The organism is Falsirhodobacter sp. 20TX0035 (assembly GCF_028307215.1).
GTDB lineage: Bacteria > Pseudomonadota > Alphaproteobacteria > Rhodobacterales > Rhodobacteraceae > Falsirhodobacter.
Genome location: NZ_JAQMHV010000023.1, coordinates 1 through 23165, shown reverse-complemented (window position 1 = coordinate 23165; position 23165 = coordinate 1). Strand labels below are relative to the sequence as shown.

The window sequence follows — 23165 nt, the reverse complement described above, 5'->3', positions numbered from 1 at the left end:
GGCAGCCCGTAGGGGAGTCGAACCCCTCTTTTCAGGTTGAAAACCTGACGTCCTAACCGATAGACGAACGGGCCACTGGAACGGGCTTCTAGTGCGGGACGCGGGGGCGCGCAAGCGGAAAATTCAGATTTCCTCCGCCGCGTCCTCCAGCCGAAGCTGCACGCGGTTGCGCCCACCATAGCTGTTGATCTCCAACCGCCCGGCAAGGTGGAAACGGCGCGTGCCGCAGTTGTCGAAGGCGGGGCCCAGCGGGCCGTCGAAGGCGCCGAAGGCCACCGCGTCCACACGGGGGCCGCCCAACCCGCCGAAGGTCAGGCGCAGGTGGTTCTCTCCGATCCGGCGGGCGGTCACGCCCTGCGCGGCAAAGGCGAATCGCGGCGCGGGAGAGGAGGCGCCGAACGGCCCCGCACTCTCGATCTGCTCGATCAGGGCGGGGGTGCAGGCCTCGGGCATCAACAGCCCTTCGATCCGCAGGTCCGACGGGCCAGCGTTGCCCGCGCCCTGCTTGGCCAGCAACTCGGCCAATCGCTCCATCGCCTCGGGCAGGCGGGCTTCCTCCACCGTCAGGCCGGCGGCCATCTTGTGCCCGCCCCCCTTCAGAAGGAGCCCTTCCGACGCCAGCCGGTGGATGGACGCGCCCAGATCCACCCCCGCCACCGATCGGCCCGAGCCCTTGCCGATCCCGCGTTCCAGCCCGATGACCACGGCGGGACGATTCGTCGCCTCCTTCAGGCGGGAGGCGACGATGCCCACCACGCCCGGATGCCAGCCTTCGCCCGCCGCCCAGACCAGCGGCGCATCAAGGCCGCGTGCTTCGGCCTGCGCCATGGCTTCGGCGCGCACCCGCGCCTCGATGTCGCGGCGTTCGGTGTTCAATTCGTCCAGCCGCGCGGCCAGCGCGGCGGCCTCGCGCGGGTCTTCGGTCGCCAGAAGGCGGGCGCCCAGATCGGCCTGCCCGATGCGGCCGCCGGCGTTCACGCGCGGCCCCAGAAGAAAGCCCAGCGAATAGGGGGTAGGCGCCTCCGTCATCCGGGCCACATCGGCCAGTGCGGTCAGGCCCACGCGTTCCCGCCGTGCCATGACCTTCAGGCCCTGCCGCACCAGCGCACGGTTCACGCCGATCAGCGGCGCCACATCGGCCACCGTGGCCAGCGCCACCAGATCCAGCATCCCGATCAGATCCGGCCCCGTGACCCCGTCCTTGCGCAGGCGGCGGTTCACCTCCACCAGCACCAGGAACACGACCGAGGCGGCGCAGAGATGGGCCAGCGACCCATCCTCGTCCTGCCGGTTGGGGTTCACGACGGCGAGGGCGGGGGGCAGCGTTTCCGCGCCAAGGTGGTGGTCCAGCACGACGACATCGGCGGCGGTTGCGGCGGCGATGGGCTCATGGCTCAGCGTGCCGCAATCGACGCAGATGATCAGGTCATGGCGGGCGGCCAGATCCTGCATGGCCGGAACATTGGGGCCATAGCCTTCGTCGATGCGGTCGGGAATATACAGCGTCGCGTCCCGCCCCATCGCGCGAAGCCACACGATCAGCAGCGCGGCCGAGGCGCCGCCGTCCACGTCGTAATCGGCAAAGATGGCGATGCGCTCGTTCCTGCGCACGGCTTGCAGTATGCGGTCGGCGGCCGGACCCATGTCGCGCAGGACCATCGGGTCGGGCAGCAGGTCGCGCATCGCAGGGGCAAGATACAGGGCGGCATCGGCCGGCGTCACGCCGCGGCGCACCAGCGTCCGGCACAGGGCGGCGGGCAGGCGGGTGGACTGGCCCATGGCCTCGGCCAGGCGATCCTCGTCATCCGTGGGGCCGACCCAGCGGCGGCCAAGGAGCGAGCGTTCGACGTTCAGGAATGCGCGTGGGGGGATCATCCGCCCCCCATACCGCAAAGCGAAAGGGGCGGCAACGCCGCCCCCTCCGGGATCAGATGGCCTTGATCGGGTTGCGGTAGGTCATCCGCCGCACCGACCCCGTGCGCGAACGCATCAGGATCGTTTCCGTCGTAACCCAGCCCACCTCGCGCTTGATGCCGGCGACGAGGTTGCCGTCCGTCACGCCGGTGGCAGCGAAGATCACGTCGGCGGTCACCAGCTCGTCGCGGGTGTAGATGCGGTCCAGATCCTCGATCCCGGCGGTGCGGGCGCGGCCGATTTCGTCATCGTTGCGGAACAGCAGCTTGCCGTAGAACTGGCCGCCCATGCATTTCAGGGCCGAGGCCGCCAGGACGCCTTCCGGCGCGCCGCCCGAACCCATGTACATGTCGATGCCCGTGCCGGGAGTCGAGCAGTGCATAACGCCGGCCACGTCGCCATCGGTGATCAGGCGGATCGCGGCGCCCGTGGACCGGACCTCGGCGATCAGGTCGGCGTGGCGGTCACGCTCCAGGATGCAGACGGTGATGTCGGCGGCCGACCCGCCCTTGGCCTTGGCCAACGCGTGCACGCGTTCGGCGGGCGACATCGCCAGCGTCACGGTGTCCACGGCATAGTTCGGGCCGATCGCCAGCTTTTCCATGTACACGTCGGGCGCGTGCAGCAGGGTGCCGCGCGGGGCCATGGCGATCACGGTCAGCGCGTTCGGCATGTCCTTGGCCGTCAGCGTGGTGCCTTCCAGCGGGTCCAGCGCGATGTCCACGGCGGGGCCGTTGCCCGTGCCCACTTCCTCGCCGATGTACAACATCGGCGCCTCGTCCCGCTCGCCCTCGCCGATGACGACGACGCCCGCGATGTCCAGGAGGTTCAGCTGTTCGCGCATGGCGTTCACGGCGGCCTGGTCGGCGGCCTTTTCGTCGCCGCGCCCGATCAGGCTGTGCGAGGCAAGCGCCGCCGCCTCCGACACCCGGGCCAGGCCCAGCGACAGCATACGGTCTTGAAATTGTTCTGCGTTGGCCATCTTGCCCCTCGTCTCCATTGCTCCCGCCAAGTGGTAGAGCGGGGGGAGGCGGGGGGCAAGCGTGGTAGCGCTGTCAGACGTCCTCGATCCGCAGAGCGACGGGTTCGCCCACCAGAACGCCGGTGGACCGGAACATCTTCAGCGCGGTCAGGATGTCGTCGCGCGTGGCCTTGTGCGTCACGATCAGGACGGGCGCGTCGCCTTCGGCATGGCCATACTGGCGCATGCGGTTGATGGACACCCCGGCCTCGCCCAGCTTGGTTGCGATCTTGGCCAAGGCGCCGGGCTTGTCCTGCAGCTTCATGCGCAGATACCACGCAGCGGGAGAGGCGGAGCGGGCCGCGACCGGCACCGTCAGCGAGGCTGCGGGCATCCCGAAGGTGGGCAGGCGGGTGCCCCGCGCCAGATCGATCACGTCGCCCATGACGGCGCTGGCGGTCGGGCCTTGTCCCGCCCCGGCGCCGCGCATCACGATCTGGCCCACGGCGTCGCCTTCGACCACGACCATGTTCGTGCCGCCCGACAACTGCCCCAGCGGGCTGTCGCAGGGAACAAGGCAGGGGGTCATGCGCTGTTCCAGCCCGCGGCCCGTCATCTGCGCCACGCCCAGAAGCTTGATGCGATAGCCCATGTCGGCCGCGCGGCGGATGTCGTCGATGGAAATCTCGCCGATCCCCTCCAGCTCCACCGCGTCGAAGGCGACCTGCGTGCCAAAGGCGATGGAGGACAGAAGGCTCAGCTTGTGGCCGGCATCAATCCCCCCGACATCGAGGTTCGGGTCGGCTTCCAGATAGCCAAGGGCACGGGCTTCCTCGAACACGACGTCATAGGGCAGGCCCGTATCCTCCATCCGGGTCAGGATGTAGTTGCAGGTGCCGTTCATCACGCCCATCACCCGGCGGATGCCGTTGCCGGCCAGCCCTTCGGTCAAGGTCTTGATGATCGGGATGCCGCCGGCGACCGCGGCCTCGAAGCGGATGGTGCGGCCGGCCGCCTCGGCCATCTCGGCCAGGGCCTGCCCGTGATGCGCCAGAAGCGCCTTGTTGGCCGTCACCACGTCCTTGCCACTGGCCAGCGCCGCCTCGCTCGCGTCCTTGGCGGCGCCTTCATGGCCGCCCATGACTTCCACGAAGACATCGACGTCGTCGCGGCGGGCCAGCGCCACGGGATCGTCTTCCCACGCAAAGCCCGACAGGTCCACGCCACGATCCCGCCCCGAGGTCCGGGCCGAAATCGCGGTGATCATCATCGGACGGCCCGCGCGCATGGCGATCATGTCCGCGTGCTGCTGGACGATCTTGATGACACCGACGCCGACCGTTCCAAGGCCGGCAAGTCCGATACGCAGGGGAGCGGGCATGTATCCTCCGAAAGTTGCCAAAGGATTGATAACGCGGGACGGCGGCCCCTGCCAGCGATTACCGCAAGGCGGCGGCGCGGGCGCGCAGGGCGGCCGCGCGGGCGTCAAGATCGTCTTCGGTGGAAGGGCCGGTCAGATTCCGGCCGATCCGCGCGTCGATCTCGGCCTGCGGCAGCAGGACAGGCGGGGCGGTGGCGCCGGGGGGCAGCGGTCCCACATCGGGGCGGGGGGCGCAGGCGGCCAGAAGAAGAAGGGCGATCCACCTCATGCCAGTGTCCTGAACTTGCCGCCGTGGAAAATCATCGGATGCCCATCGTTCAGGGTCACACGTCCGACGCGGCCGACCATGATCAGGTGATCGCCGCCATCATGGGTGGCGTGGGTGGTGCATTCGAACCGCGCCAACGATCCTTCGATCAGGGGCACGCCCTGATCGTTGGGACCATGCGACACCAGATCGAACCCCGCCGCCCCGCGTCCGAACGCCATGGAGATGTCGGCCTGTTCCGCCGACAGGACGTGGATCGCGAAATGCTGCGCCCGTTCGAAGAAGGGAAAGCGAGAGGAGGAGCGGGCGGGCGACCACAGGACCAGCGGCGGATCCAGCGACACCGAGGCGAAGCTGTTGGCCACCATCCCGATCGGCCCCTTGTCCGACTGGGTCGTGACCAGCGTGACGCCCGTGGCGAAGCGGCCCAGGGCGTCACGGAACGGAAGCGCGTTGTCCGTGGCTTCGAATGTCGTGATCTCGGTCATGCCGCCCCCTTGCCGTTTGGGCGATTTATGGGGGGCGGGACGAAGGGTGTAAACCCTACTCGGCCGCCTGCTTCATCTCGAAGCCTTCGGCCAGCTTGTCGCTGGGGATCACCGGATATTCGCCCGAGAAGCAGGCGTCGCAATACTTAGGCGCCTTCGGGTCGCGGCCCGCCGCCTCTCCGGCCGCGCGATACAGCCCGTCGAGAGAGATGAACCGCAGCGAATCGACGCCAATCCAGTCGCGCATCTCGTCTTCCGACATGTTGGCAGCCAGCAGCTTGGACCGTTCGGGTGTGTCCACGCCATAGAAGCAGGGCCAGGCCGTGGGGGGCGAGGCGATGCGGAAGTGCACCTCCGCCGCGCCCGCGTCCAGGATCATGTCCTTGATCTTGCGGCTGGTGGTGCCGCGCACGACCGAATCGTCGACCAGGATCACCCGCTTGCCGCGGATCAGGGCCCGGTTCACGTTCAGCTTCAGCCGCACGCCCATGTTGCGGATCTGCTCGGTCGGCTCGATGAAGGTCCGGCCCATGTACTGGTTGCGGATGATCCCCATCGCATAGGGGATGCCCGATTCCTGGCTGAAGCCGATGGCCGCCGGGGTGCCGCTGTCGGGCACGGGGCAGACCAGATCCGCCTCCACCGGCGCCTCACGCGCCAGTTCCACGCCGATCTGGCGGCGCGTCTCGTAGACCGAACGACCGCCGAGGATGGAGTCGGGGCGCGAGAAATACACGTGCTCGAAGATGCAGAAGCGCGACGCGGCGGGCGCGAAGGGGCGCGACGAGGTGATCTGGCCGTCCTCGATCACCACCATCTCGCCGGGATCGACCTCGCGCACGAACTCCGCCCCGATGATGTCGAGGCCGCAGGTTTCCGACGACAGGGCATAGCCTTCGCCGATGCGGCCCAGCACCAGCGGGCGCACGCCCAGCGGATCGCGCACGCCGATCAGCTTCGTCCGCGTCATCGCGATGACCGAAAACGCGCCCTCGACCCGACGCAGCGCGTCCTTCATCCGTTCGGGGACGGTGCGCTGGATCGACCGTGCCATCAGGTGGATGATGCATTCCGAATCCGAGGAGGACTGGAAGATCGACCCGCGCTCGATCAGCTCGCGGCGGAGCTGGGCGGCGTTGGTCAGGTTGCCGTTATGGGCGATGGCGGCGCCGCCCATGGAAAACTCGCCGAAGAAGGGCTGCACGTCGCGGATGGCCGTCGCGCCCTTCGATCCGGCGGTGGAATAGCGGACATGGCCAATGGCCAGTTCGCCCGGCAGCGTGTCCATCACCTTCTGGTTGGTGAAGTTGTCGCGCACATAGCCGAAGCGGCGGGCGGAGTTGAACCCATGCTCGGGGTGATGCGAGACGATGCCGGCCGCTTCCTGCCCGCGATGCTGCAGGGCGTGCAGCCCCAGCGCGGTGAAGTTCGCGGCGTCGGCCACGCCGATCACGCCGAAAACGCCGCATTCTTCCTTCAACTTGTCATCGTCAAAGGGGTGGGACATGAAGGGTCGCATGGGCGCGCTCCGAATCCGTGGAATTGCCCCTCATGTAGTCGCTAACGCCGCGACTGTCACCCACCTGTAATCAAATCCCTAACCGTTTTGCGGCGCCGGGGCCACTTCGGGGGCGATGGGCTGCACGGGCACGCCGCAGGTGCCGACCAGCTTCTCGTATTGCTGGACAACCCAGCCCGGCGCGTCGTCCGGAACCTGCGCGTCGATCTTGCCCTGGAACGAGGCGAAGACATGGGCCGAGCGGGAATTATCCACCATGGGGACGGTCTGCGCGCCGATGACCTTGTCATAGACCAGGAACGCCACCGCCACGAGGACGATGCCCCGCGCCGCACCGAAGGCGAAACCCAGGGCTTGGTCCACCGACCCCACCGCCGTGCCCTGAAGCGTGGAGGAAAGGAGCGGCGTGAAGAGCGAGATCACCACAAGGGACAGCGCGAAGATGACCGCAAATGCCGCGACCATCGACAGCTCGCAGCTGTCGCCCAGGAATTCGCCCACCACCGGGATCTGCAGCACCAGCGGCTGCGCCATCGCGGCGAAGGTGAAGGCCAGAACGGCCGCAGCCACCCAGCCGATGATCGCCATGACCTCGCGCACCAGCCCGCGCGCATAGGCAAGCACGGCCGACAAGACAATGACCACCGCAACCACGGCGTCGATGATGGTAAAGCCGTCCATGAACCTCTCCCGGTCTCAGCCCGCCCCGAACACGTCACCCACGAAGGCCGTCAGGTCCGACATCTGCCGAACCTCCATCCCGGTGGTCGAGCCGAGCTTCGACCGGCTGGGGGCGATCGCCCGTGTGAAACCAAGTTTCGAGGCTTCTTTCAATCTGTTTTCCGTCTGTCCCACAGGACGCAGCGCTCCGGAAAGGCTGATCTCGCCGAAAAGCACGGTGTCTGGCGGAATTGCCACATCCTCGCGCGCCGACAGAAGGGCGGCGGCGACGGCCAGATCGGCGGCGGGTTCGTTCACCCGCATGCCGCCCGCCACGTTCAGGAACACATCCAGCCCGGTGAAGGGGATGCCGCAGCGCGCCTCCAGCACCGCAAGGATGGTGGACAGGCGGCCCGAATCCAGCCCCACCACCGTCCGGCGTGGCGTGCCGAGGGGGGAGGGCGCGACCAGCGCCTGAATCTCCGTCAGCACCGGGCGGGTGCCCTCGATGCCCGCGAAGACGGCCGAGCCGGGGGCAGGCTTGTCGCGTTCCGACAGGAACAGGGCCGAAGGGTTGGCGACCTGCGCCAGCCCGTCGCCCGTCATCTCGAACACCCCGATCTCGTCCGCGGGGCCGAAGCGGTTCTTCACGGCGCGCAGGATGCGGAACTGGTGCCCGCGTTCGCCTTCGAAATACAGAACGGTGTCGACCATATGCTCGACCACGCGGGGGCCGGCGATCTGGCCTTCCTTGGTCACATGGCCGACCAGGATCACCGCGACGCCCTTTGTCTTGGCAAAGGTCACCAGTTCATGGGCCGAGGAACGGACCTGGCTGACCGATCCCGGCGCGCTGTCGATCGTGTCGAGCCACATGGTCTGGATCGAATCGATGATGGCCAGGGCGGGGCGTTCGCGGTCCAGCGTGGTCAGGATCTCACGCAGGTTGGTTTCGGCGCCCAGGGCCACGGGGGCGTTCGTCAGGCCCAGCCGCTGGGCGCGCATCCGCACCTGCGCCGAGGCTTCCTCGCCCGAGATGTAGAGGCATTTCAGCCCCGATTGTGCGAAACTTGCCGCCGCCTGCAGCAGAAGGGTGGACTTCCCGATGCCCGGATCGCCACCGACAAGAATGGCCGAGGCGGGCACCAGACCCCCGCCCAGCACGCGGTCCAGCTCGTCCATGCCCGACGCCGCGCGGGGCGGGGGCGCTTCCTCGGTCGCCAGATCCGTCAGCTCGATCCCCTTGCCGCGGGCGCCCAAGGCCTTGGGGCCGGCGGTGAGGGGCGCTTCTTCGACAATGGTGTTCCAGGCGCCGCAAGCGTCGCACTTGCCCGCCCACTTGCGATGCACCGCGCCGCAGGCCGTGCAGGTGAAGGCGGGAACCCCCTTGGCCATCAGCGGACGCTTTCGATCGGCCCCTCGGCCCGCCCATGGATGAACTGCTGGATATAGGGATCGTCCGTCGCGTCCAGTTGCGACACGGGGCCCGTCCAGCGCACCTTGCCGCCATGAAGCATGGCCACGTTGTCGGCGATGGCCCGCACCGACGTCATGTCATGCGTGATGGTCATGGCGGTGGCGCCCATCTCGGTCACGATCTCGCGGATCAGGTCGTTGATGACGCCCGACATGATCGGGTCCAGACCGGTGGTCGGTTCGTCAAAGAAGATGATCTCGGGCTCGGCCGCGATGGCGCGGGCCAGGCTGACGCGCTTCTGCATCCCGCCCGAAAGTTCGGCGGGATACTGGTCGGCCACATGTTCCTTCAGGCCCACGCGGCGCAGCTTCTCGATCGCGATGGCGCGCGCCTCGTCCTTGGGCCGCTTCTGGTTGCCCTGACGCAGGCGGAAGGCCACGTTTTCCCAGACGCGCAGCGAATCGAACAGCGCGCCGCCCTGGAACAGCATGCCGAACCGGGCCAGAAACGCCTCGCGGTCGCCCTTGGTCACGTCCTGCCCGTCCAGCGTGATGGTGCCGCTGTCGGGGCGCACCAGCCCCAGCACGGATTTCAGCAGCACCGATTTGCCCGTGCCGGACCCGCCGATGATCACCATGCTGGTGCCCTTGGGGATCGTCAGGTTGACGCCCTGCAACACCTTGTTCGGCCCGAAGGCCTTATGGACGTCCGAAAGTTCAATCATGATCCGAAGAACACCCTTGTCAGAAGGAAGTTCGCCGCAAGGATCAGCACCGAGGCCGCGACGACCGCCGATTTCGTGGCGGCGCCGACGCCCTGCGCGCCCCGGCCGGAGTTCATGCCGTGATAGACGCCCATCAGCGCGATGATGAAGCCAAAGGCCGCACCCTTCACAAGGCCCGAGCCGATGTCCCAGAACTGCAGGAAATCGACCGTGTTCTTGATGTAGGTGGAGGAGTTGAAGCCCAGCTGGTTCACGCCCACCAGCCAGCCGCCCGCGATGCCGATGGAATCGCCCACGGCCACCAGCACCGGCACCACCAGCACCGCCGCGACGACCCGCGGCACGGCCAGGTATTTCAGCGGGTTCGTGGACAGGGTCACCAGCGCGTCGATCTGTTCGGTGACCTTCATGGTCCCGATCTCGGCAGCGATGGAGGATGTGACGCGCGCCGCCACCATCAGCCCGCCGAGGACAGGGCCCAGTTCGCGCACCATGCCGATGGCGGTGATGGCGGGAACCGCGGCCTCGGCGCCATAGCGCGCGCCGCCGGCATAGATCTGCAGGGCCAGCGCCCCGCCGGTGAACAGGGCCGTCAGACCCACGACCGGCAGGCTGAACCAGCCGATCTGAAGGATCGCGTTTAGGAATTCACGCGGATAGAAGGGCGGGCGCAGGATGTGGCTGACCACCTGGGCGGCGAAGATGGCGATGCGGCCGATGCCGGCCAACGCCTCCAGCACCACGCGGCCAAGTGCCGCCAGCGGGGTGGTCAGGATCATGCGCCGTCCTCCAGATAATCCCTGCGGTATCGCGCACCCAGCGACGTCAGGATTTCATAGCCGATCGTGCCCGCCACATCGGCCAGATCGTCGGCCGTCTGATGGGGGCCGAGAATGTCCAGCGCCTCGGGGACGTGGTCCAGATGGGTGATGTCCACGGTGATCAGGTCCATCGACACGCGACCGATCAGCGGGCAAGGGGTGTCGCCCGCCCACAGCGTGGCCTGACCCGACAGGCGGCGCGGAAGCCCGTCGGCATAGCCGGCGGCGACGGTCGCCACATAGCTCGGCCCCTCGGCCCGCCACGAGGCGGCATAGCCCACGACCTCGTCGGCCTGAACCTCCCGCACCTGGATGACGGGCAGGGACAGGCGCACCGCCGGGAAGCCGAGGTCATAGGGGCGGCCGCCATGCAGCCCGATGCCGGGGCGCGTCAGGTCGAAATGGAAGCGTTCGCCCAGCAGGATGCCCCCGGTGGCCGCAAGCGATCGGGGAACGCCGCAACCGTCGGTCATCGCGTGGAATTCCGCCAGCTGCGCGTCGTTCATCGGATGGTCCGGCTCGTCCGCGCAGGCGAGGTGGGACATGACCAGTTCGGGCCGCAGTTCCAGCACCATGGGCGCCACGGCCTGCCATTCGGGCATCTCCAGCCCCAGACGGTTCATGCCGGTGTCCAGCTGGATGCCGAACGCATGGCCGGGCAGGGTTTCGGCGTGGCGCATGATCTGCTCGATGGAATTCAGCATCGGCGTCAGGTCCAGCGCGTGGATCATCTCGGCGTCGCCCGCCATGTGGCCGGCAAAGACGTTGATCTGCGGGCCATGGCCCAGCGCCTCGCGCACGGCCACAGCCTCATCCGCGGTCGCCACGAAGAAGCGGCGCGCCCCGGCCTTGGCCAGCGCCTGCGCGACGCGCCCGGCCCCCGTGCCATAGGCGTTCGCCTTCACCACCGCGCCGGTCTGGCATTCGGGCGCGGACATGCGGTTCAGCGCGCGCCAGTTGGCGGCAATGGCATCAAGATTGATGGAAAGACGTGCGGTGGCCATGGTGCTGTTTCGGCAGAAGGGAGGGGAAGGTCAAGGCCAAAGGCGGGATCAGCCCTGCTCGGCCTGCTGGGACAGCCAGTCGATCACGGGTTCGCGAACGCTGTCGCCGTGCAGCATGGCCGCGTCGATCAGCTCCCGCAGTTCGGCCAGGTCGATGCGGCGCAGCAGCGTCTTGACCGGCCCGATGGAGGCCGGACGCATCGACAGCGTGCGGATCCCCATGGCCGCAAAGCACATCGCCTCGATCGGGCGGCCCGCATCCTCGCCGCAGAAGGACAGCTCCGTGCCATGCTCCTCGCAGCGCAGGACGATGCGGCGGAGGAATTCAAGGAAGGCCACGGACAGCGTGTCGTAACGCCGACGCACACGTTCGTTTTCCCGGTCGGCCGCGAAGAAGAACTGCTTCAGGTCGTTCCCGCCGATGGAGATGAAGTCCGTTTCGCGGAAGAAGCGGTCGGGGGCGAAGGCCAGCGCGGGCGTTTCCAGCATGGCGCCGATGCGCAGGCTGGCGGGCACGGCGTGGCCCATGGCCCGCTCGCGCTCCATCTCGCGCAGAAGGGTGTCGCGGGCCTCGCGGAACTCCACCCCCTCGGTGATGAAGGGGAACATCACGGACATGGGACGGTCGCGATGGGCGCGGATCAGGGCCTGAAGCTGCATCCGCAGCACGCCGGGCTTGTCCAGCCCCACGCGGATCGCGCGCCAGCCCATGGCGGGGTTCGGTTCGTCCTGCGGCTTCATGTAGGGCAGGACCTTGTCCGACCCGATGTCCAGCGTGCGGAAGGTGACGTCCCGACCCTTGGCCGCTTCCAGCACGCGGGTGTAGATGCGGGCCAGCTCCTCGCGCTTGGGCATCTGGTTGCGGATCAGGAACTGCAGTTCCGTCCGGAACAGGCCCACCTTCTCGGCCCCCGAATGTTCCAGCGACGGCAGGTCCGCCATCAGGCCCGCGTTCATGTGCAGCGCGGTGACCGTGCCGCATTTCGATTGCGCCGGCAGACCGCGCAGCGAGGTGTAGCGTTCCTGCGCCTGCGCCTGCATCGCCATCTTGTCGCGGAAGGCGCGGGCGATCGTTTCCTCGGGGCGCAGGTGGACGATGCCCTGGTCGCCGTCCACAAGGATCGGATCGCCGTTCAGCGCCTCGGCCGTGATGCGGTCGGCGTGGATGACCAGCGGGATCGCCAGCGCGCGCGCCACGATGGCCGCATGCGACCCGACGGATCCTTCCTCCAGCACGATGCCCTTCAGCTTGCGGCCGTAATCCAGCAGTTCGGCGGGGCCGATGTTGCGCGCGACCAGAACGGGGTCCGACGGCATCTCGGCCCCCGTGTCGCGGCCCTGACCTGTCAGGATGCGCAGAAGGCGGTTCGCCAGATCGTCCAGATCGTGCAGCCGGTCGCGCAGATAGGCGTCGGGCACCTGTTCCATGCGGGCGCGGGCCGAGGATTGCTCCTTCTGCACCGCCGCCTCGGCCGACAGGCCGCGGGTGATGTCTTCCTCCATCCGGCGCAGCCAGCCGCGCGAATGGGCGAACATGCGATAGGCTTCCAGAACCTGCCGCTGTTCCTTGTCCAGGGATGCGAGCGACAGGAGGTCGTCCACCGACACGCGCAGCTTGGCCACGGCGTCGCGGATGCGTTCGATCTCGGTCAGGGGGTCGTCGGCGACGGGGTTCGTGACCACGACGCGCGGTTCGTGCAGCCAGACATGCCCTTCGGCGGCGCCTTCCTGCCCGGTGCCGCCGCGCAGAAGGACGGGATGGGTGTGCTTGCCGCCCATGCCCTCATCACTGTTGAAGGCGCCGAGTTCCGCCATCTCGGCCAGAACCATCGCGACCACTTCCAGCGCGTCGACTTCGTCCTCGGCGTAAAGGCGTTCGGTCTTCGACTGCACGACCAGCACGCCCAGACGTTCGCCCACACGCTGGATCGGCACGCCAAGGAAGGCGCAATACGCCTCCTCTCCCGTTTCGGGCATGTAGCGGAAGCCCTTGGCAGCGGGGGCGTTCGCAGTCTTCAGGGGCTTGCCCATGCGGGCGACCTGGCCCACCAGACCCTCGCCCAGCTTCAGGCGGGTCTGGTGCACGGCCTCGGGCTTCAGCCCTTCGGTGGAACACAGTTCCAGCGTCTCGGGGTCGCGGAACAGGTAGATCGAGCACACCTCGGACCGCATGGAGTCCGCGATCAGGTGGGTGATGCGGTCCAGACGGTCCTGCCCCTTGCCCGGAAGGGCAAGGCTGTCACGCAAGCGCCGCAGAAGGCGGCGGCTGTCGCTGTCGGTGCGTTCCGGCAAAGTGCCCCCTATGGGCCGTCAGGCCTTCTCCAACTCGAAGGCATCATGCAGCGCCTGCACGGCAAGTTCCATATACTTCCGGTCGATCAGCACCGAAATCTTGATCTCGGAGGTGGAGATCACCTTGATGTTGATCCCGTCGGCGGACAGGGCCTTGAACATCTTGGCCGCGACGCCCGCGTGCGACCGCATGCCGATGCCCACCACGGAGACCTTGGCCACGTCCTCGTCGATGATCAGCTCGTCGTACTTGATCAGGTCGGCGGCCTTGGCGTCTTCCAGCGCCTTCTTCGCGCGCGCCACCTGGTTGATCGGGCAGGAGAAGGTCATGTCCGTGACGGCGCCCGGATGGTCGTCGTCATAGTCCTTTTCCGAGATGTTCTGGACGATCATGTCCACGTTGATGCCCGCATCGGCCAGCGGCCCGAAGATGGCCGAGGCGACGCCGGGGCGGTCCTCGATCGTGAACAGGGTGATCTTGGCTTCCTCGCGCGAATAGGCGACGCCGGAGACAACTTTCGATTCCATGATATCATCCTCTGCGCAGACAAGCGTGCCGGAATTTTCGTCGGTGTCCTCGAACGAGGACAGGACCCGCAGGCGCACGTTGTAGCGCATCGCGAGTTCCACCGACCGGGTCTGGAGCACCTTGGCGCCCAGCGACGCCAGTTCCAGCATCTCCTCGAAGGCGATGCGGTCCAGCTTCTTCGCGCGGGTCGTGATGCGCGGGTCGGTGGTGTAGATCCCGTCCACGTCGGTGTAGATGTCGCAGCGTTCGGCCTTGAAGGCGGCGGCGAAGGCGACGGCGGTCGTGTCCGACCCGCCCCGGCCCAGCGTCGTGACCCGGCCTTCGGGCGACACGCCCTGGAAGCCCGCGACCACGGCGACCTTGAAGCCTTCGGCGAACTTCGCGTCGATGTTGGCGCGCGGGATGTCCACGAACCGGGCCGAGGAATGGGCCGAGGTCGTGTTGATCGGCACCTGCCAGCCCTGCCAGGACCGTGCGGGCACGTCCATCTCCTGCAGGGTCAGCGCCATCAGGCCCGCGGTCACGTTCTCGCCGCTGGCGACGACGGCGTCGTATTCGCGCGCGTCGAAGAGGGGGGAGGTCTGTTCGACCCAACCCACCAGCTCGTTGGTCTTGCCCGACATGGCAGACACGATGACGATGACGTCATACCCGCGTTCGACCTCTTTCCTGACCTTCTGCGCCGCATTCTTGATGCGGGCCAGATCGGCCACTGAGGTGCCCCCGAATTTCATGACGAGAAGTGGCATGGTCCCCCCTCTGCCGGACATACGGGACCCCCTCTAGCGCCCCCGCCGCCCAAGGGCAAGCGGTCAGGTCCCCGTGATGCGCGGGCGCCCGGCCCTTGGCGATGCGGGCGGGCGTTGCGCCGCCCGCCGGCGGCGGATCACCCCAGTGCGCGCCACCCGATGTCGCGGCGGGCGAAGCCCCCGGGCCAGTCGATGGTGTCCAGCATCCGGTAGGCTTCGGCCTGCGCCTCGGCCAGGGTGGCGCCGCGCGCGGTCACGTTCAGCACGCGCCCGCCCGTGGCCACGATCCGGCCGTCCTTTTCCGCCGTGCCCGCGTGGAACACCATCTGGTGGCTGGTTTCGGGCAGCGCCTCCAGCCCCCCGATCACGCTGCCCTTGTCATAGGGGCCGGGATAGCCGTTCGCCGCTATCACCACCGTCAGTGCATGATCGTCTGCCCAATTCACCTGCGCGTCAGCCAAAGTGCCTTCCGCGCAGGCCAGCAGCAGGTCCAGCGCCTGCGCGCCAAGGCGCATCATCAGCACCTGGCATTCCGGATCGCCGAAGCGGGCATTGTATTCGACCAGGCGCGGCATCCCGTCCCTGATCATCAGCCCCGCATAGATCACGCCCTGATAGGGGGTGCCGCGACGGGCGAGTTCCGCCACGCAGGGCTTCACGATCTCCTCCAGCGCCAGCCTGGCGATGGCGTCGTTCAGGACGGGGGCGGGGGAATAGGCTCCCATGCCGCCGGTGTTGGGCCCTTCGTCGCCGTCAAAGGCGCGCTTGTGGTCCTGCGCGGTGCCGATGGGCAGGCAGGTTTCCCCATCCGTCAGGATGAAGTACGAGGCTTCCTCTCCCTCCATGAATTCCTCGATCACGACCTCGGCCCCGGCCGCGCCGAACTCGCCGCCGAACATGTCGTCGATGGCGGCCAGCGCCTCCTCCTCGGTCATGGCCACGATCACGCCCTTGCCCGCGGCCAGACCGTCGGCCTTGACCACGATCGGCGCGCCCTGCTGGCGGATGTAGTCCTTCGCGGGGGCCGCCTGATCGAAGCGGGCATAGGCGGCGGTGTGGGCGCCGCAGGCGTCGCACAGCTCCTTGGTGAAAGCCTTCGACGCCTCGATCTGCGCGGCGGCGGCGGAGGGGCCGAAGGTCAGGAGCCCCGCCGCGCGGGTGGCGTCGGCCACACCGGCCGCCAGCGGCGCTTCCGGCCCCACGATCACGAAATCGATGGAGTTCGCCTCGCAGAACTCCACCACCGCGCCGCCGTCCAGGATGTCCATCGCGGCGCATTCGGCCACGCCCGCGATGCCCGCATTGCCCGGCGCGACGATCAGCCGGTCGCATTTCGGGTTCTGCTTCACCGCCCAGGCCAGCGCATGTTCGCGCCCGCCGCTGCCCAGAATAAGGATGTTCATCGCCGTGCCCCCGCTTGGCCTTTTCGCCCCCGCGTTCTAGGGTTCCCCCCGTCAAACCGCAAGAAGGCCGACATGGATCTGTTCGAACCGCCCACCGACAACGCCGCCGAATTCACCGTCTCCGAACTCTCGGGCGCCGTGAAGCGCGTGATCGAGGGGGAGTTCGGGATGGTCCGCGTGCGCGGAGAGATCGGCCGCGTGTCGCGCCCCGCCTCGGGGCATCTGTATTACGACCTGAAGGACGACCGGTCCGTGATCGCCGCGATCACGTGGAAGGGGCAGGCCGGCAAGCTGACCGTCCGCCCCGAGGAGGGGATGGAGGTCATCGCCACCGGCCGCATGACGACCTTTCCCGGCCAGTCCAAATACCAGCTGATCATCGAGGACATCCGCCCCGCAGGGGCCGGTGCCCTGATGGCCATGCTGGAAAAGCGCAGGCTCGCCTTGGCGGCGGAAGGGTTGTTCGACGCGGACCGCAAGCGCCCGCTGCCCTGGCTGCCCGAGGTGATCGGGGTTGTCACCTCGCCTTCGGGGGCCGTGATCCGCGACATCCTGCACCGCCTGCGCGACCGTTTTCCGCGCCACGTCCTGATCTGGCCCGTGGCCGTGCAGGGCGACAAGTGCGCGCCCGAGGTGGCGGCCGCCATCCGCGGTTTCAACGCCCTGCCGGCGGGCGGGCCGATCCCGCGCCCCGACTTGCTGATCGTGGCCCGTGGCGGCGGCAGCCTCGAGGACCTTTGGGGCTTCAACGAGGAGATAGTGGTCCGCGCCGCCGCCGACTCGCGGATCCCGCTGATCTCGGCCGTGGGGCACGAAACGGACACGACGCTGATCGACCACGTTTCCGACCGCCGTGCGCCCACGCCCACGGCGGCGGCCGAGATGGCCGTGCCCGTGCGGGTGGAGCTGCTGGCGGCGGTGGATCAGCGCGGCGCCAGCCTGTCGCGCTGCATCGCCACGGGCTTCGTGAACCGCGCCCAGCGCCTGCGCGATCTGGCCCGCGCCCTGCCGCGCCCCGAAACGCTGACCCAGACGGCGGCGCAGCGGCATGACCTGTGGGCCGGGCGTCTGGACGGCGCGCTGGGCGTGGGCGTTACGCATCGGCGGGCGAAGCTGACCGAACTGGCGGTGCATCTGCGCCCCCGCCTTCTGGCCGATCTGGCCGCACGGGGACGGGAGCGTCTGGCCGACCGCACCCGCGCGCTGGACACCTGCACCCACCGCCGCCACGAACGCGGCGCGGAACGGCTGGCGGCCCTGTCGGCCCGCTTGGCCCCCGCCTATGCCCGCGCGCTGGCCGAGGCGGATCGCGACATGGCCCGCCGTCGGGACAACTTGGTAAAGCTGGAGGCGCGCCTGAACGCCGCCCCCGCCGTCCGCCTGCGGGCGCTGGCCGACCAGCTGGAAGGGACGGACCGCCTGCGCCAGACCCTCGGCTATCGCGAAACGCTGGCGCGCGGCTATGCCGTGATCCGCGGGGACGGGGAGGTGTTGACCACCAAAGCCGCCGCCGAAAAGGCCGCGGTGCTGGAGGCCGAGTTCATCGACGGCCGCGTGACCCTTGGCGCCAAGCCGAAGAAGGCCCGCAAGGACGCGCCCGAACAGGGATCGCTGTTCTAGACGCCCACATCCGGCCCGGGGCAGTTCAGAGGAAGGGAGGAACGCTTCACCTCCGATAACTCCACGCCCGTCGTGTCGTTCATGTAGCGGGCGGCAAGGCCGGAACCCTTCTTCCAGAAGGTCCAGCACTGCGGGTCGCCATCCTCATAGGCAAAGCAGATCTGGTCGTCCTGCGGATACCAGCGCCCGTACTGGCAGTCCTCGCCTTCAAACGCCCAGACGACGCGGCGGTTGGGCAAATACTGTTCCGTTCCGAAGACCTGTCCGCCCGCGGCATAGGACAGGGTGCGCCCGGTGGCATAGCCCTCGAACTCCTCGGGGGTGACGGGGGTTTCGGCCAGGGCGGGCGCGGCGGCCAGAAGAAGGAAGGGGATGACTTTCAGCATGGCCGTGATCCTGTCAGAAGGTTAACGCCAAATCCAGTCACGCCCGCTTGACCGGCGGACGTTGCCCTTGCGCGCCAAAGCGCTTAGGTCAGGGGAAACCCAAAGACGAGGCCCCGATGGCGTCCTTCTTCAGCAAGCTGCGCGCAAAGATGACGCGTTCCTCGGACAAGCTGGCCGAGGGGATCGACGCCGTCGTGGCCGACACCCCGGCCGAGGCGCCGAAGCCCGGCCTTCTGGGCCGCCTGATCGGCACGGACGAGCCCAAGCGCGAGTTCGACGATGCCATGCTGGAAGGGCTGGAAGAGGTTCTGATCGCCGCCGACATGGGCGTGGACACCTCCCTGCGCGTGGCCGCCAACATCGCCGAAGGCCGCTTCGGCCGCCGCGTGTCCCCGACCGAGATCCGGACCGCGCTGGCCACCGAGGTGGCGCGCATCATGGAACCCGTGGCCCGCCCGATGCCCCTGACGGCGAAACGCCCGCAGGTGGTGCTGGTGGTGGGCGTGAACGGTTCGGGCAAGACGACGACGATCGGCAAGCTGGCCAGCCAGTTCCGCGCGGCGGGCAAGACGGTGGTGATCGCGGCGGGCGACACGTTCCGCGCAGCGGCGGTCGAACAGCTTCAGATCTGGGGCCGCCGGGCCGGCGTGCCGGTGCTGACGGCGCCCGAGGGGTCGGATCCGGCCAGCCTCGCCTTCGACGCGATGACCAAGGCGGAAGCCGAGGGCGCGGACCTTCTGATGATCGACACCGCGGGCCGCCTTCAGAACCGCGCCGACCTGATGGAGGAATTGTCGAAGATCGTTCGCGTGATCCGCAAGAAGGACCCTTCGGCCCCGCACAACACGCTTCTGGTGCTGGACGCGACCACGGGCCAGAACGCCATCAACCAGGTGGAGATCTTCCGCAAGATCGCCGATGTCTCGGGCCTCGTGATGACGAAGCTGGACGGCACGGCGCGGGGCGGCGTGCTGGTGGCGCTAGCCGACAAGTTCGGCCTGCCCATCCACGCGATTGGCGTGGGGGAACAGATCGACGATCTGGCCCCCTTCGATCCGGACGATTTCGCCCGCGCGCTGGTCGGCCTCGACGCCAAATGACCGGGGGGGGGGGCGGCGATGATCGACTGGCTGAACTCCATCGCCGGAACCCCGACGGGCAGCCATGTGGGCATGGCGCTCGCCTTGTGTTCGGCCTTCGCCCACGCCTGCTTCGGCGCCCTGCAGAAGGGCAAGGCCGATCCGTGGATCAGCCGCGCGGGGATCGACCTGTGGATCGTGATCTACACCCTTCCGGTGGCGCTGTTCCTCGTGCCCTGGCCGCAGGGGTCGGAATGGCTGATCCTGGCGGGCGCGGTGGTCATCCACCTCATCTACAAGATCTGCATGGCACGCGCCTATGAACGCGGGGCCTACACGGTCGTTTATCCCGTGGTGCGGGGGACGGGGCCGCTGGTCACTTTGACCTTCGCCGCGTTGTTCCTGGGCGAGCATTACGTGGGCATCCAGTGGTTCGGCGTGGCCGTCCTGTCGGGGTCGATCCTGTGGCTGGCCAAGCTGAACCTGGACGCGGCCCCCCTGAACCGCCCGGCGCTGGTGGCGGCGCTGGGCTGGGCGTTGGTCACGGGTATCACGGTCGCGGTCTACACCACCTATGACGCGTGGAGCATCCGGCTTTGGGAAAACCCCTTCGCCTTTCTGGTGTGGTTCTTCCTCGTGACCTCCGTCGATTTTCCAAGCTGGATGGTGGTCCGGCGACGGGGGCTGGCTTGGGCACGGCCCGTGCTGTGGCGCGGCGCCATCGGCGCGTTGGTGGCCTTTGTCAGCTTTGGCGGCGTGATGCTGGGCACCCGGATCGGCAAGGTCGCGGAGGTCTCCTCGCTTCGTGAAACGTCGACGCTCTTTGCCGCATTGATCGGATGGGTGGCTTTGGGTGAAAAGTCCTCTCCGTCGCGCCTCGCGCTGATGGGGGGAATCGCCGCGGGTGCGGTGCTGGTGCAGCTGGGCTGAAAGGGACGACATGGAACGCCGCAAGATCAATTCGATGCTGAAGATGGTGCTGGAGGTGGGCCCCGTCGTTCTGTTCTTCGTGGCCTACGTGGTCCTGAAGGACCGCGTGTTCACCGTCGGCGGCACGGAATACAGCGGCTTCATCGTGGCCACGGCGGCCTTCCTGCCGCTTTTGGTCATCACCACGCTCATCCTGTGGCGGCTGACAGGGCACCTGTCGAAGATGCAGATCGCGACGGTGGTGCTGGCAGTCGTGTTCGGCGGCCTGTCGGTCTGGCTGAACGACGAACGCTTCTTCAAGATCAAGCCGACGCTGATCTATCTTCTGTTCGGCATCATTCTGGGCGTGGGCCTGCTGCGCGGCCAAAGCTACCTCCGCCTTGTGCTGGAAGAGGCGATCCCCCTTCAGCACGAGGGCTGGATGATCCTGACCAAGCGGCTCTGCGCCTTCTTTTTTGCCCTCGCCGTTGCGAACGAGGTTGTGTGGCGCATGTTCTCCACTGAGGTGTGGGTCAGCTTCAAGACCTTCGGCCTGACGGCGGCGCTGTTCCTGTTCTTCATGGGGCAGGGCAAGCTGCTGCAGACCTATGGGGTGGAAAAGCGCTGACCCTCGGGGAAGGTGCCGCGCAGGCGTGACCAGCGCGGCGTCACCCCTTCGGGCAAGGCAGCGCGCAGGGTGGCCATGGGCAGCGTCTGCGGCGCCAGCAGGAACCGCCGGTACAGCCGGAACAGACCCGCCCGCTGATAGCTGGACCAGTGGCAGATGCGCCGGTCCGGCGGGCGCGTGGGGAACCCGAGGCTTGCCAGCGCGTGGCGATGCCCGCGGTGGTCGATCTGCAACGTCGCGACGCGGGGGCCTGAGGGCAGGGTGCTGATCGTCCGGCGCCCCGAAAACGGCGCGATCAGGTTTTCATACAGCACGTCGTAGCCGTCATTCTCGCGGCTCGTGATGTTCAGAACCTCGGTCGCGGTTCCGGCCAGCGCGGCCTCGGCGGTGTCGCGAAACTCCGCCCCCGCCAGCAGCACCATCCGCGTCACGTCATGCGCCCCCAGATGCGGCAGCGCCGACAGCCCCACACGGGCGCCCAGGCTGTGGGTCAGAAGGCCCAGCGGCCCGTCATGCCGCGCCCGCAGGGTGCGGATCAGCCGCGCAAGGCTGTGACCTGCCTCCGCCGCCCGCCGGTTGGCCTGCCACAGCGTGCCCGATCCGTTCCAGCAGAAGGCGATGCACAGGCCCGTCTGCCCCCGCCCAAAGCCCAAACGCCGAGGCCAGCCCGCCGGCCCCAGAAGGCCCGCAAAGGGATCGTCGGCCTGCGGGGCATAGCGGTAGCCGTGGATCAGAAGGGTGACGGGGGCGGTGGCAGGCAGGTGCGACAGGGCTTCGTCCAGCGATCCGGTCCGGCGTTCGACCAGCGACCCCTCTGCGGCGTTGACGGCGATCAGCATGGTTGCCCCCATGTCCCCTTCAGCCTCAGGATGCCGGACAGAGGCGAAACGACCATGACGCCCACGTGAAGGATTGACGAAATCCACCTTGGGGCCTAATCCGCCCTTGTGGTGCTTTGAGACCGGATTGCGGGCCACGTTAAACAACCCGCTAAAGAGGTGAAGGCAACGCCTCCGCGCTTCCGGCGCCGGGGGCTTTTTCTGTTTGGAGTGTCGGACAATGGCCAACGACTGGAAACCGCGCACGAAGCTTGTGCACACCGGCAGCCGCCGCAGCCAGTATGGCGAGATGGCGGAAGCGATCTTCCTGACGCAGGGTTTCGTCTACGACACCGCCGAACAGGCGGAGGCCCGGTTCGAGGGCATCCAGGGCGACGAGTTCATCTATGCCCGCTACGGCAACCCCACCACCCGCATGTTCGAGGAGCGGATCGCCGCCATCGAAGGGGCGGAGGACGCCTTTGCCACCGCGTCGGGCATGGCGGCCGTCAACGGCGCGCTGGTGTCGATCTGCAAGGCCGGCGACCGGATCGTGGCCGCGCGGGCGCTCTTCGGTTCCTGCCTCTACATCCTTGAAAACATCCTCGGCCGCTTCGGGGTGGAAATCGTGCTGGTCGACGGCACCGATCTGGACGCCTGGCGCGCGGCCGTGACGCCCGGCACGAAGGCCGTGTTCTTCGAATCGATCTCCAACCCGACGCTGGAGGTCATCGACATCAAGGCCGTGGCCGAGATCGCCCACGCCGCCGGCGCGCTGGTCATGGTGGACAACGTCTTCGCCACGCCGATGTTCTCTGACGTGATCCGCCTGGGCGCGGATGTGGTGATCTATTCCACGACCAAGCACATCGACGGGCAGGGCCGGGCGCTGGGCGGGGTCGTGCTGGGCACCACCGACTTCATCCGCGGCACGCTGGAGCCGTACATGAAGCACACCGGCGGCTCGATGAGCCCGTTCAACGCCTGGATCATGCTGAACGGCATGGCCACGCTGGACCTGCGCTGCCGCGCCATGGCCGACAGCACCTGGAAGATCGCGCAGGCCCTGCAAGGGGATGCGCGCCTGTCCCGCGTGATCCACCCGTTCCTTGACACCCATCCCCAGCAGGCGCTGGCCCGCGCCCAGATGTCCGAAGGCGGCACCATGATCGCGTTCGAGGTGGCGGCGGGCAAGGAGGCGGCCTTCCGCGTCCTGAACGCGCTGGAGATCATCAAGATGTCCAACAACCTGGGCGACGCGAAATCCATCGCGACCCATCCCGCCACCACGACGCACCAGCGCCTGCCGGCCGACCAGAAGGCGACGCTGGGCATCACGCCAGGCCTCGTCCGCCTGTCGGTGGGGCTGGAGGATGCGGACGACCTGATCGCCGATCTGCGTCAGGCGCTGGACGCGATCTGACTTGGGTTCAGGGCGCGGCTGGATTATACTGGCCGCGCCATCCTACCTGAGGTGTTTTTCCCATGAACATTCGTCCTGATCTTCCTCCGACGCGTGCCGAGGCGGAGGCGGCGCTGGAGGTGTTGCGGGGGTACACGGCGCAGGCGACGGAGGACGACCTTGTGGCGCTGCA

The 23165-nt window shown here is 68.0% G+C and carries 21 protein-coding genes, 1 tRNA gene and 1 riboswitch; of the genes, 5 read left to right on the top strand and 17 right to left on the bottom strand.

Going from position 1 to position 23165, the window contains the following annotated elements:
* Positions 1 to 2 precede the first annotated feature (2 nt).
* The 15 genes from PIJ50_RS15930 to purD form a co-directional block, all read right to left on the bottom strand.
* Positions 3 to 74, bottom strand: a tRNA-Glu gene (locus PIJ50_RS15930).
* Between the two features lie 49 nt (positions 75 to 123).
* Positions 124 to 1875, bottom strand: a complete 1752-nt coding sequence (gene recJ, locus PIJ50_RS15925; RefSeq protein ID WP_271976560.1) for a single-stranded-DNA-specific exonuclease RecJ — start codon at positions 1873 to 1875, stop codon at positions 124 to 126.
* A gap of 52 nt (positions 1876 to 1927) precedes the next feature.
* Positions 1928 to 2896, bottom strand: coding sequence for a class II fructose-bisphosphatase (gene glpX, locus PIJ50_RS15920; protein WP_271976558.1), 969 nt, complete (start codon positions 2894 to 2896; stop codon positions 1928 to 1930).
* A gap of 73 nt (positions 2897 to 2969) precedes the next feature.
* Positions 2970 to 4256, bottom strand: a complete 1287-nt coding sequence (locus PIJ50_RS15915; RefSeq protein ID WP_271976556.1) for a homoserine dehydrogenase — start codon at positions 4254 to 4256, stop codon at positions 2970 to 2972.
* Positions 4257 to 4314: 58 nt separating this feature from the next.
* Positions 4315 to 4524 (bottom strand): hypothetical protein, encoded by a 210-nt coding sequence (locus PIJ50_RS15910; RefSeq protein ID WP_271976554.1) that lies wholly within the window; start codon positions 4522 to 4524, stop codon positions 4315 to 4317.
* A complete protein-coding gene (locus tag PIJ50_RS15905) occupies positions 4521 to 5012 on the bottom strand; it encodes a flavin reductase family protein (protein WP_271976553.1) in 492 nt (163 codons plus the stop codon). Before PIJ50_RS15905 ends, PIJ50_RS15910 begins: the two co-directional genes overlap by 4 nt.
* 55 nt (positions 5013 to 5067) lie before the next feature.
* On the bottom strand, positions 5068 to 6531 hold the full coding sequence (gene purF, locus PIJ50_RS15900; RefSeq protein ID WP_271976552.1) for an amidophosphoribosyltransferase: 1464 nt from the start codon (positions 6529 to 6531) through the stop codon (positions 5068 to 5070).
* Positions 6532 to 6609: 78 nt separating this feature from the next.
* Positions 6610 to 7212: a CvpA family protein gene (locus PIJ50_RS15895; RefSeq protein ID WP_271976550.1), complete on the bottom strand. Its 603-nt coding sequence runs from the start codon at positions 7210 to 7212 to the stop codon at positions 6610 to 6612.
* A 15-nt stretch (positions 7213 to 7227) separates the two neighbouring features.
* A complete protein-coding gene (radA, locus tag PIJ50_RS15890) occupies positions 7228 to 8586 on the bottom strand; it encodes a DNA repair protein RadA (RefSeq protein ID WP_271976548.1) in 1359 nt (452 codons plus the stop codon).
* Complete coding sequence (locus PIJ50_RS15885) at positions 8586 to 9332, bottom strand: ABC transporter ATP-binding protein (protein WP_271976546.1); 747 nt, start codon at positions 9330 to 9332, stop codon at positions 8586 to 8588. Before PIJ50_RS15885 ends, radA begins: the two co-directional genes overlap by 1 nt.
* On the bottom strand, positions 9329 to 10111 hold the full coding sequence (locus tag PIJ50_RS15880; RefSeq protein WP_271976545.1) for an MlaE family ABC transporter permease: 783 nt from the start codon (positions 10109 to 10111) through the stop codon (positions 9329 to 9331). Before PIJ50_RS15880 ends, PIJ50_RS15885 begins: the two co-directional genes overlap by 4 nt.
* The gene (gene alr, locus PIJ50_RS15875; RefSeq protein ID WP_271976543.1) at positions 10108 to 11157 is read right to left on the bottom strand and encodes an alanine racemase; all 1050 of its coding nucleotides are present in this window, start codon (positions 11155 to 11157) and stop codon (positions 10108 to 10110) included. The genes PIJ50_RS15880 and alr overlap by 4 nt, the downstream gene beginning before the upstream one ends.
* 48 nt (positions 11158 to 11205) lie before the next feature.
* A complete protein-coding gene (gene ptsP / locus PIJ50_RS15870; protein WP_271976541.1) occupies positions 11206 to 13449 on the bottom strand; it encodes a phosphoenolpyruvate--protein phosphotransferase in 2244 nt (747 codons plus the stop codon).
* A gap of 18 nt (positions 13450 to 13467) precedes the next feature.
* Positions 13468 to 14727 (bottom strand): aspartate kinase, encoded by a 1260-nt coding sequence (locus PIJ50_RS15865; RefSeq protein ID WP_271976540.1) that lies wholly within the window; start codon positions 14725 to 14727, stop codon positions 13468 to 13470.
* A gap of 137 nt (positions 14728 to 14864) precedes the next feature.
* Positions 14865 to 16130: a phosphoribosylamine--glycine ligase gene (purD, locus tag PIJ50_RS15860; RefSeq protein WP_271976539.1), complete on the bottom strand. Its 1266-nt coding sequence runs from the start codon at positions 16128 to 16130 to the stop codon at positions 14865 to 14867.
* 72 nt (positions 16131 to 16202) lie between these two features.
* Here purD and xseA point away from each other — a divergent pair, with 72 nt between their 5' ends.
* Positions 16203 to 17750: an exodeoxyribonuclease VII large subunit gene (gene xseA, locus PIJ50_RS15855; RefSeq protein WP_271976538.1), complete on the top strand. Its 1548-nt coding sequence runs from the start codon at positions 16203 to 16205 to the stop codon at positions 17748 to 17750.
* Here the strand turns inward: xseA and PIJ50_RS15850 are convergent.
* A complete protein-coding gene (locus PIJ50_RS15850; protein ID WP_271976537.1) occupies positions 17747 to 18136 on the bottom strand; it encodes a hypothetical protein in 390 nt (129 codons plus the stop codon). The two genes, xseA and PIJ50_RS15850, sit on opposite strands and share 4 nt — an antisense overlap.
* A gap of 116 nt (positions 18137 to 18252) precedes the next feature.
* Between PIJ50_RS15850 and ftsY the strand changes: the two genes are divergently transcribed.
* Genes ftsY through PIJ50_RS15835 form a run of 3 tightly spaced genes read left to right on the top strand, consistent with a single transcriptional unit; the run spans position 18253 to position 20752 of the window.
* Positions 18253 to 19236, top strand: a complete 984-nt coding sequence (ftsY, locus tag PIJ50_RS15845; protein ID WP_271976536.1) for a signal recognition particle-docking protein FtsY — start codon at positions 18253 to 18255, stop codon at positions 19234 to 19236.
* Positions 19237 to 19254: 18 nt separating this feature from the next.
* The gene (locus tag PIJ50_RS15840) at positions 19255 to 20145 is read left to right on the top strand and encodes an EamA family transporter (RefSeq protein ID WP_271976535.1); all 891 of its coding nucleotides are present in this window, start codon (positions 19255 to 19257) and stop codon (positions 20143 to 20145) included.
* 10 nt (positions 20146 to 20155) lie between these two features.
* Entirely contained in the window at positions 20156 to 20752 is a 597-nt protein-coding gene (locus PIJ50_RS15835) for an inner membrane-spanning protein YciB (protein WP_271976534.1), read from the top strand.
* On the opposite strand, the gene PIJ50_RS15830 is transcribed toward PIJ50_RS15835, so the two are convergent.
* Positions 20731 to 21591, bottom strand: a complete 861-nt coding sequence (locus PIJ50_RS15830) for a hypothetical protein (protein WP_271976533.1) — start codon at positions 21589 to 21591, stop codon at positions 20731 to 20733. The genes PIJ50_RS15835 and PIJ50_RS15830 overlap by 22 nt on opposite strands.
* 98 nt (positions 21592 to 21689) lie before the next feature.
* A riboswitch (SAM riboswitch) is annotated at positions 21690 to 21767 on the top strand.
* 44 nt (positions 21768 to 21811) lie between these two features.
* Here PIJ50_RS15830 and metZ point away from each other — a divergent pair.
* The gene (gene metZ, locus PIJ50_RS15825) at positions 21812 to 22993 is read left to right on the top strand and encodes an O-succinylhomoserine sulfhydrylase (protein WP_271976532.1); all 1182 of its coding nucleotides are present in this window, start codon (positions 21812 to 21814) and stop codon (positions 22991 to 22993) included.
* Positions 22994 to 23165: the final 172 nt, after the last annotated feature.